Below are 14,000 nucleotides of genomic sequence, written 5' to 3' on the forward strand. Positions count from 1 at the left end.
CCGCGTCACTCCGGGCGGCTCACCCCGGGCGGCTCGCGCCGCCCGGGGGTCCGTCGTCCCTAACCTTCCAGCCCCAGCCACTGCGCCACGGCGGCCCACACCTTGGCGAGGTTCTCCGGCTTGGACAGGTCGTAGTGCGTGCAGGGAATTCCGGCCTCCCGGATCTCCCCACCGACATAGGGCTTCCACGCGTCGCCGCTGGTCGCCTCCTCGCGGTTCTCCCGCTCGGCGACGATGAGCAGCGCATTGCCGTCGAAGTCGCCGTGGACGTGCCGGTTCTGGATCTCGCGGTGATTGAGCAGGACCTTGGCCAGGCTCCTGAATTCCTCGTCCGTGGTGGCACCGAGCGCGTGGCCCGCCTGGACCCGCACGAACTCGGCCACGGCGTCCAGCTGGTCCTCCGGCACGTCGCCGAGGTCGCCGACGGGTCCGGCGTCCGGGTCGGGCACCGCCGGGTTCTGGTCCATGAGGACGAGCGCCGCGACCTCCTCGCCCGCCGCCCGCAGCTGCACGGCGATCTCGTGGGCGGCGACCGCCCCGAAGGACCATCCGAGCAGGTGGTAGGGGCCGGAGGGCTGCACCCCGCGGATCAGCTCGACGTACTCCGCCGCCATCTCCCGTACGGAGCGCGCCGGTTCGGTGGTCCCGTCGAGGCCGCGGTCCTGGAGTCCGTACAACGGGATGTCGCCCGGCACGTACTGGGCGAGCGGCATGTAGCACCAGCTCAGGCCGCCGGCGGGGTGGATGCCGAAGAAGGGCGCCTTGGTGCCCCCGGTCCGGATGGGCAGCAGTCCGTCGAGCGCGTCGCGCACCGACGTCAGGCTCATCCGCTTCATCAGCTCGGTCACCGTCGGGGCGGCGAACACGTCGCGGACGGCGACCGACACGCCCCGTTCCCGCAGCGCTTCCACGAGGCGGACCGCCATCAGGGAGTGGCCGCCCAGGGCGAAGAAGTCCTCGTCGACGCCGACCGTCTCCACACCGAGCACCTCGGCGAACGCCTCGCAGAGGCTGCCCTCGAACGAGGTGACGGCCCGGTTGGCCGTGCTGTCCGCGGCCGTGATCCCGGGGGCCGGGAGCGCCTTGCGGTCCAGCTTGCCGTTCGGCATCAGCGGCAGCCGGTCGATCGCCACCACCGCCGAGGGCACCATGTAGCCGGGCATGCGGTCCTGGGCGAGGGCGCGCACGGAGCGGCCCAGCTCCCCGTCGTCCTCCTGGCCGGTGGCCGCGGACGGCACCACGTAGGCCACGAGACGCTTGTCCCCCGGGGTGTCCTCGCGCACCACCACCACGGCCTGGCCGACCTCGGCGTGGGTCGACAGGACGGCCTCGATCTCGCCGAGCTCGACCCGGAACCCGCGCACCTTGACCTGGTCGTCGGAGCGTCCGACGTACTGGAGGTCGCCGTCCGCCGTCCACCGGACGACGTCGCCGGTGCGGTACATCCGCTCGCCGTCGGGGCCGAACGGGCAGGCCACGAAGCGCCCGGCCGTCAGTCCCGGCCGTCCCAGGTAGCCGCGGGCCATGCCCTTGCCGGCGATGTACAGCTCACCGGCCACGCCCGGAGCCACCGGGACGAGGCCCTCGTCGAGCACGTACACCTGGGTGTTGCCGATCGGCCCGCCGATGGACGAGACGTCGGCCGCGCCCGGCCGGAGCACCTTGGCCGTCGACCAGGTGGTGGTCTCCGTGGGCCCGTACAGGTTCGTCAGGGTCGGCGTCCGCTCCAGCAGGACGCGGGCCAGGTCGGCGGGCAGTGCCTCCGCGCCGATCAGCGCGCGCACCCGCGTCCAGTCCACCGGATCGTCGGCGTCGGCCACCAGGCCGCGCCACAGGCTCGGCGTGGCGTGCACCATCGTCGCGCCCGCGGAGCGGATCAGCTCCCGCAGCGCCCACGGGTCGAGCACCTGCTCCTGCGCGGCGAGCAGCAGCGTCGCGCCGCCCAGCAGCGGCAGGTAGAACTCGAAGCCCGCCATGTCGCAGCCGTGCGTACTGACGGCCAGCAGCCGGTCCTGCGCGGTCAGCGGGAAGTCGGCCTGCATCGATGCCAGGAAGTTGACGATCGCCCGGTGTTCGACGAGCACGCCCTTGGGGCGTCCGGTGGATCCGGAGGTGTAGATCACCCACATCGGGTGTGCCGGCGACAGGGGGCGGGTGCGCTCGTCGTCGGTGAGCGGCCCGTCCGCGTAGCCGGTCAGCTCCTGGACCAGCGCGGGGTCGTCGAGCAGGACGACCGGGACGCCGGTGTCCGCCGCGGTGTGGACGTCGAACTCCTCCAGCCGGTCGCGCATGCCCTCGCCGGAGAGCACGCACACCGCGCCCGAGTCGGCGATCACGTAGGCGATGCGGTCGGCGGGGTAGTTCGGGTCGATCGGGAGGTAGGCGGCGCCCGCCTTGACCACGGCGAGCAGGGCCACGACCAGGTCGACGGTGCGCTCGAAGACGACCGCGACGACCGACTCGGGTCCCACTCCCCTCCCGGCCAGGTGGCGCGCGACCCGGTTGGCCCGCGCGTCCAACTCGGCGTAGCTCAGTTCCACGTCGCCGAAGGTGAGGGCGGTGGCGTCGGGCGTACGCGCGACCTGGGCCTCGAACAGGGCGGCGACCGTCGTGTCCGGCACCTCGGCCGCGGTGTCGTTCCACTCGGTCAGCATGCGGTGGCGCTCCTGCGCGTCCAGTACGTCCACGGCGCTGAGCCGGGAGTCCGGGGCGGCGGCCAGGGTGGCGAGGACGCGCGTCAGGCGCTGCGCGATCCGTACGACCGACTCGGGCTCGAAGAGGTCCGTCGAGGCGATGACCGTACCGCGCAGGCCCGCGGGCGCTCCCTGGGCGTCGAGCGTCTCGACCATGCTCACGTCCAGGTCGAACTTGACCACGGACGTACCGACGGTCGGTTCGGCCGGAGTGCCGGGCGCGTCGGTGGGCACGTCGGACGGCGTACCGGCGTCGGTGCGCAGCCTGGGCATGTCCAGCACCGCCTCGGCGGTGTTCTCCAGCAGCAGCATCACCTGGAAGAGCGGGTGGCGGGACAGCGAACGGGCCGGGGCCAGTTCCTCCACGAGCCGTTCGAACGGAACGTCCGCGTGGGCGAAGGCGCCGAGTCCGGACTCGCGCACCCGCCCCAGCACCTCGCGGAAGGTCGGGTCCTGCGACAGGTCGGTGCGCAGCACGAAGGTGTTGACGAAGTACCCGACGAGGTCGTCCAGCGCCTCGTCGTTCCGTCCGGCGATGGCCGAGCCGATCGGGATGTCGGTGCCCGCTCCGAGCCGGGACAGCAGGACCGCCAGGGCCCCGTGCAGCACCATGAACATCGTCACGCCCTCGGCACGGGCGATCTCCAGCAGGCGCGCGTGCACCTCGGCCGGGATCTCGACCGGGACGCGGTGGCCCTGGTGGCCGGCCACGGCCGGCCGCCCCTTGTCGGTCGGCAGCGTCAGTTCCTCCGGGATGCCGGCCAGCGCCTCGCGCCAGTAGGCGACCTGACGGGAGATCAGGCTCTCGGGGTCCTCGCTGTCGCCGAGGACCTCGCGCTGCCAGAGCGCGTAGTCGGCGTACTGCACCGGCAGTTCGCGCCACTGCGGGGCCGCGCCGCCGGAGCGTGCGGCGTAGGCGACGGAGAGGTCGCGGGCCAGCGGCGCCCAGGACCAGCCGTCGGTGGCGATGTGGTGGATGACCACCACGAGCACGTGGTCCTCCGGTCCGGCGCTGAACAGCCACGCCTTCACCGGCACCTGGGCCGACAGGTCGAAGGTGTACCGCTGCGCGGCGGCGACCGCCTGCGGCAGGTCCGCCGCGGCGACCTCGGTCACGGTCAGGTCCCAGTCCAGGTCGGCCGGGTCCCACACCTGCTGGTACGGCTCGCCGTCGGCCACCGGGAAGACGGTGCGCAGCACCTCGTGGCGTTCGAGCACGTCCCGGAAGGCGGCGTTCAGTGCCCGCGCGTCCACTTCGCCGGACAGCCGGGCCGCGACGGGGATGTTGTAGGTGGCGCTGGGGCCCTCCAGCTTGTCGATGATCCACAGGCGGCGCTGCCCGTAGGACAGCGGCGGCCGCTCGGGGCGCGTCGCGGCTTCCAGCGGCGGCCGGGCCTCGCGCGCCCCGGCCAGGTGTTCGGCCAGGCCCGCGGCCGTGGGGGTGTCGAACAGGGCGCGGATCTCGACCTCGACGCCGAGCGTGGTCCGGATCCGGCTCACCAGGCGGACCGCGAGCAGCGAGTGGCCGCCCAGCTCGAAGAAGTCGTCGTCCGGGCCGACCGCGGGCAGTCCGAGGACCTCCGCGAAGGCCATGCACAGGATCTCTTCCTGGAGGCTGGCCGCGCGGTTGCGGCCGCCGGTGAGCGCGGAGCCGTAGTCGGGGGCGGGCAGGGCCCTGCGGTCCAGCTTCCCGTTGCCCGTCAGCGGCAGCCGGTCGAGGACCACGACGGCCGAGGGCACCATGTGCTCCGGCAGCCGCTGGCCGACGAACTTGCGTATGGCCGCGGACAGTTCGAGGTCGTCGGTGCTCTCCGGGTCGTCGGTCACCACGTAGGCCACCAGGCGCTTGTCGCCGGCGGTGTCCTCCCGCGCGATGACCGCGGACTGTTCGACCAACGGGTGCGTGGCCAGGACGGACTGGACCTCGCCCGGCTCGATCCGGAAGCCGCGGATCTTCACCTGCTCGTCGGCCCGCCCGGCGAACACCAGGAGGCCGTCCGCGGTCCAGCGCGCCAGGTCACCGGTGCGGTACATCCGCTCGCCCGGCGCGCCGAAGGGTCCGGCGACGAACCGCTCGGCGGTCAGTCCGGGACGGCGCACGTAGCCGCGGGCCAGGGCCGCGCCGGCGACGTACAGTTCGCCCGCCGCGCCGACCGGGACCGGCTGGAGCCGGTCGTCCAGGACGTAGAAGCGGGTGTTGGCGATCGGCGTGCCCACGGGCACCACGTCGCCGGTCACCGTGTCGGCGGACAGCGGCGTCGTGGCCACGCCGATGGTGGTCTCCGTAGGCCCGTAGTGATTGAAGACCCCGCGGCCCCCGGCGGCCGCGAGCAGCTCGCCCACCCAGGCGGCGGAGGCCGTTTCGCCGCCGAGGACCAGGGAGGTGGCCGGGAGTACGGCGCCCAGGTCGCCGGCGGATCCGAGCGCGGCCAGGTGGGAGGGCACCGCCTTGAGGTGGTCGATGCGGTGTGCGGCGAGGTAGTCGGCCACGGCGACCGGGTCGGTGACCGCGCTCTCGTCCAGGACGTGCAGTTCGCCTCCGGTGGTCAGGCTCGCGAACACGACGGTGTTGCCGAGGTCGGTGGCCTGGGCCTGGAGCAGCGCGTAGCGGCCGCCCGGGGCGCCGAAGCCGATCCGGCCGGGCACCGAGGACACGTAGTTGGCCAGGGAGCCGTGCGTGATCGCGACGCCCTTGGGGCGGCCCGTTGAACCCGAGGTGTAGATCACGTAGGCCAGGCCCTGCGGCGCCACCGGTACGCGCGGCGCCGTGGTGGGGGCGGCGGCGAGCTGCATCCGCGCCATGGCGCCGTCCAGCGCGACCAGGCGGCACTTGCCCGCCGGGAGTTCGTCCAGGATCTCCTCGGTGGTCAGCGCGAGCACGGCCCGGCTGTCCGTCAGGATGAAGGCGACCCGCTCGGTCGGCTGCTCGGGGTCGATCGGCAGGTACGCCGCACCGGCCTTCCACACGCCGAGGATCGCCGCGATCATCTCCGCGCCGCGCCCGAGGCAGAGCCCCACGAGCGACTCGGCGCCGACGCCCTGCTCGATCAGGTAGTGCGCGAGCCGGTTGGCGCGGGCGTCGAGTGCGGCGTAGGTCAGCTCCTCGCCGTCGCAGACCACGGCGACCCCGTCGGGAGTGGACGCGACCTGGGCCTCGAAGAGTTCGATCACCGAGCCCACGGGGGTTCGCTCGGCCGTGTCGTTCCACTCCACCAGCACCTGCTGGAGTGCGTCCCGGCCGAGCACCTCGATCGTGTCCAGCGGCTGGTCCGGGCCTCCGGCCAGGACGGATTCCAGCGCGGCGACCAGGTTCTCCACCGCGGTGCGCACCAGGCGTCCCACGGAGTCCGGGTCGCCCGGGGCGACCGAGTCCACGACGAGCCCCATGCTGTCGGCGTTGTCGTCCACGGCGACGGTCAGCGGGTAGTTGTTGCGGGGGCGCATGAACAGCCTGCGGATCCCCTCGATGCCCTCGTCGCGCCCCGGCTCCGCGCCCTCCGCGGAGGCCGCCGGGGTGTTGTGGCGGTAGTTGAGCAGGGAGGTGAACAGCGGGGTGTCGCTGGGCACTCCACTGGCGCGCTGTGCCACGGCCAGCGGTGCGTGCTCGTGCTCCAGCAGCGCCGCGAGCTGCGCGCGCATGGCGGCGACCGCCGTCATGACGCTGACTCCGCCCACCCGCACGCGGACCGGCAGGGTGTTCATGAACAGGCCGAGGGCCCGGTCGGAGCCCGCGCCGGAGTTCATCCGGCCGAAGAGCACGGTGCCGAAGACGACGTCGTCGCGGCCGGAGACCGCGGCCAGCACCCGCGCCCACGCCACGTGCAGGAGGGTCGCGGGGCTGGTGCCGAGCTTGCGCGAGACCTGGCGCACCCGGGTGTCCAGCTGCTGCCCGAATCCCAGGTGCGCCTGGCTCAGGTCGGTGCCGTCACCGTGGACGTCCTTCATCCCGAACGGGGAGGTCGGCTCGGTGACGTCACCGAGCAGCTCGGCGAAGTGCGCCTCGTGGGCCGAGCGTTCGGCGCCGCCACGGGTCTGGGCGACGAAGTCGCGGAACGGCAGCGGCTCCGGGAGTTCCGCGGCGCGTCCGCTGAGGAAGGCCTGCAGCTCGTCGAAGACGGCCGCCAGCGTGGTGTGGTCCTGGACCATGTGGTGCATGCGCAGCAGCGCCGCCCACCGGTCGCTGTTCGGAACGGCCGCCACGTGCAGGTCGACCAGCGGGGCGCGGCGCAGGTCCATGGACGTGCCGCCGATCGCCAGCAGCTGGTCCACGAGGTCCGCGCCCCGCGGGTCCAGCGTGACCTCCTCGACCGGGAGTTCGGCGCGGCGCCACACGACCTGGACCGGTTCCCGCAGTCCTTCCCAGACCACGGCCGTGCGGTAGATGTCGTGCCGGTCCACCAGGTGCTGCATCGCGTTCACGAACGCGTCCAGCCGGGCCCGGGAGTCGAAGTCGAGGACGGTGGGGGCCGCGTAGGTGTCGCGTCCGCTGCCCGCCATCAGGTGGTGGAAGAGCAGACCCTCCTGGAGCGGGGCGAGCGGGTAGACGTCGGCCACGTTGGCGGCGCCGCCCTCGACCGTCGCGACGATCCGCTCGACCTCACCGGCGTCCAGCTCCACGAGCGGCAGCATCTGCGGGGTGAGCGTGCGCGTGCCCTCGGGGATGAGGTTGGGCGGTACGGCCACCCGGTCGGCGGCGGCCGCCTTGGCGAGGCCCGCCACGGTCGGCGTCTCGAAGAGCGCCCGTACCGAGACGGAGACGCCGCGCACGCGCAGGCGTTCCACCAGCAGCACGGCCAGCAGGGAGTGTCCGCCCAGGCGGAAGAAGTCGTCGTCGACGCCGACGCTCTCCAGGCCCAGGACCTCGGCGAACACCGCGCACAGGATCTCCTCCCGCGCGTTGGTCGGACCGCCGCCCGATCCCGCCGTGTACTCCGGCGCGGGCAGCGCCCGGCGGTCCAGCTTCCCGTTCACGGTCAGCGGCAGCTCGTCCAGGGTCACGACGGCGGCCGGCACCATGTGCGACGGCAGCTGCTCGGCGGCGTACGCGAGCAGGGCCGCCGGCAGTGCGGCGACCGCGCCCGGGGCCGCGTCCTCGGCGGGCACGGCGTAGGCGACCAGGCGCTTGTCGCCGGGGGCGTCCTCACGGACCACGACGGCCGCCTGGCGCACCGACGGGTGTCCGGACAGCAGGGCGGCGATCTCACCCGGCTCGATGCGGAACCCGCGGATCTTCACCTGCTCGTCGGCCCGGCCCAGGTACTCCAGTTCGCCGTCCGCGCGCCAGCGGGCGAGGTCCCCGCTGCGGTACAGGCGCTCGCCCGGCGCGAAGGGGGAGGCCACGAACCGCTCGGCGGTCACGCCGGGGCGGTTGACGTACCCGCGGGCCAGTCCGGCACCGGCGATGTACAGCTCACCGGCGACGCCGACCGGGGCGGGCGAGAGGCTCCCGTCGAGGACGTACAGGCGGGTGTTGGCGATCGGGCGACCGATCGGCACCGATTCGCCGACCTCCTGGCCCGCCGTCACCTCGTAGACGCAGCATCCGACGACCGTTTCGGTCGGCCCGTACTCGTTGACCACGACCGATCGCGGCGCGTGCTCCAGCCAGGTGCGGACGTCGGCGCCCGTGAGGGCTTCGCCGCCGACGATCCAGCGCCGGGAGGCGTCGCCGAGCTGTTCGTCGGAGAGCAGGCGCGCGAGCAGCGGCAGGTGTCCGGGCACGATCTTGACCAGACCGAACTCCTCGGACCGCCCGATCGCCTCGGCCAGTCCCTCGGCCCCGCCGTCCCGGCTGATCACGACCGGGGAGCCGGACACCAGCGGCAGGAGCAGGCCGGTGAGCGTCAGGTCGAAGGCCAGCGACGAGTGCAGCGGCGCGCCGCCCCCCTCGCCCATGCGGTAGGCCCGGGCCGCCCAGGTCACGTAGTTGGTCAGTCCGCCGTGGGTGACGGCGACGCCCTTGGGGCGGCCCGTCGATCCCGAGGTGTAGATCACGTACGCGGGGTGCCCGGGCAGCACGGGGAGCGCTGCGTCGGTGCCGGTCGGCGCGTCGGCGGCGAGGGTCGCGAGCCCGGCCACCACCGCGGCGTCGTCCAGGACGACCACCGGGGCCGCGCCGGAGCACGCCTCGAACTCCGCCAGCCGCTCGCGCGTCGCCCCGTCCGTGAGCACGCACGCCACCGCGGCGTCGTCCAGCATGAACGCGATCCGCTCCGCCGGGTACTCGGGGTCGACCGGCAGGTAGGCGCCGCCGGCCTTCCAGACCGCCAGGACGGCCACGAGGACGTCCGCGCCCCGCTCCAGGCACAGGCCGACCACCGCTTCGGGGCCGACGCCGAGGCCGGTCAGGTGGCGCGCCAGGCGGTTGGCCCGGGCGTCCAGTTCGCGGTACGTCAGCTCGACGGCGCCGTCGACCACGGCGACCGCGTCGGGGGCGGCGCCCACCCGTGCCTGGAAGAGCTCCACCACGGTCTGATCGGGGGTCTCGGCGGCGGTGTCGTTCCACTCGCCGAGCAGCCGGTGGCGCTCGGCCGCGTCCAGTACCTCGATGGCCCGCAGCGGCCGGTCCCGGCCGCCTTCCCGTACCTCCTCCAGCACCGCGACGAGGTTCTCCACGGCCGTGCGCAGCAGGGTGCCCACCGCCAGGGAGTCGATCGGTGCCACCGCGTCCACGGCCAGCCCGATGTCCTGGCCGTCGTCGTCGACGGAGACGGTCAGCGGATAGTTGTTGCGCTCCTGCGAGAAGACCGCCCTGATCCCGGTGGTCCCGCCGGCCCGGTTCTCCGCGGCGGCCTCGGGGGCCGGACGGGCCGTGTTGTGGCGGTAGTTGAAGAGCGAGGTGAACAGCGGTGTGTCACCGGGTACGGCGCTGGCCTGCTGGGCGAGTGCCAGCGGCGCGTGCTCGTGGGCGAGCAGCTCGGCGAGCTGACCGCGCATCGCGGCGACCGACGCCGCGGCATCGGACTCGGCGGTCTTCACGCGCACCGGCAGCGTGTTGATGTACGGGCCCAGGGTCCGGTCGGATCCGGTACCGGCGTTCATGCGCCCGAAGAGGACGGTGCCGAAGACCACGTCGTCGCGGCCGCTGACGGCGGCCAGTACGCGCGCCCACGCCACGTGCATCACGGTCGCCGGGCTGGCGCCGGAGCGGCGCGAGACCTCGCGGAGCCGCTGCGAGAGCTCGGGGGTGAACCGCACTCTGGTGCGCACGACACCGGCGCCGTCGCCGTGGGCGTCCATCAGCCCGTACGGCGCGGTCGGCTCGGTCACGTCGCCCAGCAGTCCGGCGAAGTGGCGCTCGTGTTCCGCGCGCTCGACACCGCCGCGGGCCTGTGCGACGAAGTCGCGGAAGGGCAGCGGCTCGGGCAGCTCGTCGCCGCGGCCGGCCAGGAACGCCTCGACCTCTTCGAGCAGCACCTCCAGGGCGGTGTGGTCCTGGACCATGTGGTGCACCCGCACCAGGGCCAGCCACGCGTCGCCGCCCGGTTCCGCCGCCGCGTGCACGTGGATCAGCGGCGCGCGCCGCAGGTCCATGGACGTACCGGCCAGGGCCACCAGCTCGCCCACCGGGTCCGCGCCGTCCGGGTCCAGCCGTACTTCCTCGACCGGCAGGACGGCGCGCCGCCACACCACCTGTACCGGCTCGCGCAGGCCCTCCCACACGATCGCGGTGCGCAGGATGTCGTGCCGGGCCGCCACCCGGCGCAGGGCCTCGGTGAAGGCGTCCAGCCGCTCCCGGTCGTCGAACCTGACCACGGTCGGCAGGATGTAGGCGTCCTCGCCGCCGTCGGCGAGGAGGTGGTGGAAGAGCAGGCCCTCCTGGAGCGGGGCCAGCGGGTAGACGTCCGCGATGTTGGCGGCGCCGCCCTCGACGGTGGCGACGATCCGCGCCACCTCGTCGGCGCTCAGGTCCACCAGCGGCAGCATCTCCGGGGTGATCTCCAGCGCGTCCGCCGGGATGGCGGTCGGCGGTACCTCGACCTGCTCGGTCCCGGCCACCACGGCCAGGCCCGCCACGCTCGGGGTCTGGAACAGCGCCCGTACCGATACCGAGACCCCGCGCGTGCGCAGGACCTCCACCAGGCGCACCGCGAGCAGGGAGTGGCCGCCCAGCGCGAAGAAGTCGTCGTCGACGCCGACGCTCTCCAGGCCCAGGACCTCGGCGAATCCGGCGCACAGGATCTCCTCCCGCACGCTGGAGGGACCACGGCCCGAACCGGCCGTGTACTCCGGCGCGGGCAGGGCCCTGCGGTCCAGCTTGCCGTTGACCGACAGCGGCAGGGCCGCCAGAACCACCACCGCGGACGGCACCATGTACTGCGGCAGGCGCTCCGCCACCCGCGTGCGCACCGCCGTCGGCAGCTCCTCGTGGGACGCGCCCTCGGCGGGCACGACGTAGGCGACCAGGCGCTTGTCGCCCGGGGTGTCCTCACGGGCGACCACGACGGCCTGGGCCACCGCGTCGTGTCCGGCGACGACCGACTGGACCTCGCCGAGCTCGATGCGGAAACCGCGCACCTTCACCTGCTCGTCGGCGCGGCCCAGGTACTCCACCTGGCCCTCGGTGTTCCAGCGCACCAGGTCGCCGGTGCGGTAGAGGCGCTCGCCCGGGGCACCGAAGGGGTCGGCCAGGAACCGTTCGGCGGTCAGCGCGGGGCGGCGCAGGTAGCCGCGGGCCAGGCCCGCGCCCGCGATGTACAGCTCGCCCGCGACACCGGGGGCGACGGGCGCCATGCGTCCGTCCAGCACGTACACCCGGGCGTTCGAGATCGGCCGGCCGATGGGCACGGCCCCCTCGACGTCCTCGTCGGTGTACCAGGCCGTGGTGTACACGGTCGCCTCGGTCGGGCCGTAGATGTTCGCCAGCCGCACGCCCGGGAGGGCCCGGCGGATGCCGCCCACCGCGTCGGCGGTGAGCGCCTCGCCCGCCAGGACCACGGTGCGCGGACGGGCGTCGGGGCCCGGTCCGCCCAGGATCTGGGCGAAGGCCGAGGGCACGCCGCTGACCAGGCTGACCTGCCAGGGGCCGCGGTCGCGGTCGGCGAGGGCCAGCAGGTCCGGTACGACCTCGACGGATCCGCCGGAGACCAGGGGGCCGAACAGCTCGAAGACCGAGACGTCGAAGTTGAACGAGGTGGAGACCAGCACCCGGGCGAAGTCGGCGCCGCCGAACTCGGCGGCCGCCCAGGTCAGCAGGGCCACCGCGGACCGGTGCTCGACCACCACGCCCTTGGGGCGTCCCGTGGAACCCGAGGTGTAGATCACGTAGGCCGGGTGCACGGGTGTCAGCGGCGCCACGCGGGCGTCCTGCGTCGGCGCGTGCGACGGCAGGGCGGCCAGGACGCTCACGGTCTCCGGCGCGTCCAGCACCACGAGTTCCGGGCGTACGGGCGGCAGCGCGGCGGCGGTGGCCGTGGAGGCGAGCACCACCAGGGGCGCCGCGTCGTCCAGCATGTAGGCGATGCGCCCGGCCGGGTAGTCCGGGTCCACGGGCAGGTAGGCGCCGCCGGTCTTGAGCACCGCGATCAGCGCGGGCACGACGTCCGCGCCGCGCTCCAGGCACACCGCGACCATCGACTCGGGACCGACTCCGCGGCCGATCAGGTGGTGGGCCAACCGGTTGGCCCGCGCGTCCAGTTCGGCGTACGACAGCTCCAGGCCGTCGACGACGAGGGCGACGGCGTCGGGGGTACGGGCGACCTGCGCCTCGAAGAGGTCCGCGACCGTGACCGTGTCCGCCGGCAGCTCCAGGGCGGTGCCGTTCCAGTCGACGAGCACCTGGCGGCGCTCGCTCTCGGCCAGGACGTCGATGGTGTGCACCGGTGTCCGCGGCTCGGCGGCGACGGCCTCCAGGACGCGCGCGAGCCGCAGCGCCAGGTGCTCGACCGACGCGCGTTCGAAGAGGTCCGCGGCCGCGATGATCTCACCGCGCAGTCCGGCGGGCCGCCCCTCGGCGTCGAAGGCCTCGCCGACGCTGGTCTCGATGTCGAACTTGGCGGCGAGCCCGGCGGTCAGCGAGTCGGGCTGGGCGCCCGGGGCGCCTCCGGCCCGCACGCCCTGGAGGTCGAGTTCGGCCCCGGCGGTGTTCTGCATGGTGAGCATCACCTGGAACAGCGGGTGACGGGAGAGGGAACGAGCCGGGGCGAGCTCCTCGACCAGCCGCTCGAACGGCACGTCCTGGTGCGCGAAGGCGTTCCAGCCGGCCTCCCGCACCCGTGCGAGCACATCGGCGAAGGTCGGCTCGCCGGACAGGTCGGTGCGCATGACCAGGGTGTTGACGAAGAAGCCGACGAGGTCGTCGAGGGCGACGTCGGTGCGGCCCGCGACCGTGGCGCCGATCGGGATGTCGGTGCCCGCGCCGAGCCGGGACAGCAGGACGGCCAGCGCGGCCTGGACCACCATGAACATGGTCACGTCGGACTCGCGCGCGACCTCCGTCAGGCGCGCGTGCACCTCCGCGGAGACGTTCAGTCCCACCGTGTGGCCCCGGTAGCCGGCCACCGCCGGGCGGGCGTGGTCGAAGGGCAGTTGCAGTTCGTCGGGCACACCTGCCAGCGCCTCGCGCCAGTAGGAGATCTGCCGGGAGGCGACGCTGTTCGGGTCCTGGTCGTCGCCGAGCAGCTCGCGCTGCCACAGGGCGTAGTCCGCGTACTGCACCGGCAGCGGCTCCCACGCGGGGGCCCGCCCCTCGCAGCGTGCCGCGTACGCCACGGACAGGTCCCGGGCCAGCGGCTTCGTGGACCAGCCGTCGGTGGCGATGTGGTGGACCGTCACGACGAGCACGTGCTCGTCCGCGCCGGCCGAGAACAACCAGGCCCGGATCGGCACTTCGGCCGACAGGTCGAAGGCGTACGCCGAGGCCCGCGCCACCGCGCCTTCCAGCTCCCCCGGCCCGACCTCGGCCACGGACAGCTCCCAGGCCAGCTCCTCGAGCTTCAGGATGCGCTGGTACGGCTCGCCGTCGGCGACCGCGAAGACGGTGCGCAGCACTTCGTGGCGGCCCACCACGTCACGCAGCGCCGCTCCCAGCGCCTTCCCGTCCACCTCACCGGACAGCCGCAGCACGATCGGGATGTTGTAGGTGGCGCTCGGCCCCTCCAACTGGTCGATGAACCACAACCGGCGCTGCGCGAATGACAACGGAATCATCAGGAATCCTCAATGGTTACGCATCGGCCGCAACGCCGGCCTAGCTGACTTTTGACTTCCAAGCTGTTGTGCATGCACGAAGAAACGATGCTCAGCCAACACGAAAAGGTCCACGGCCGGATCGTCGTGGACCTCCAGCCGATTTATCGGACCGAATAT

General features: G+C 73.5%; 1 protein-coding gene. It reads right to left on the reverse strand.

Going from position 1 to position 14,000, the window contains the following annotated elements:
- Nucleotides 1-59: 59 nt before the first annotated feature.
- A complete protein-coding gene (locus tag ACFWAR_RS33700) occupies nucleotides 60-13,841 on the reverse strand; it encodes an amino acid adenylation domain-containing protein (protein ID WP_385785647.1) in 13,782 nt (4,593 codons plus the stop codon).
- Nucleotides 13,842-14,000 lie beyond the last annotated feature (159 nt).

The organism is Streptomyces sp. NPDC059917 (assembly GCF_042730635.1).
Classification (GTDB): Bacteria; Actinomycetota; Actinomycetes; order Streptomycetales; family Streptomycetaceae; genus Streptomyces.

Coding starts and splice junctions, on each gene's coding strand:
- ACFWAR_RS33700 (WP_385785647.1), bottom strand. CDS start 13,841: ATGATTCCGTTGTCATTCGCGCAGCGCCGGTTGTGGTTCATCGACCAG.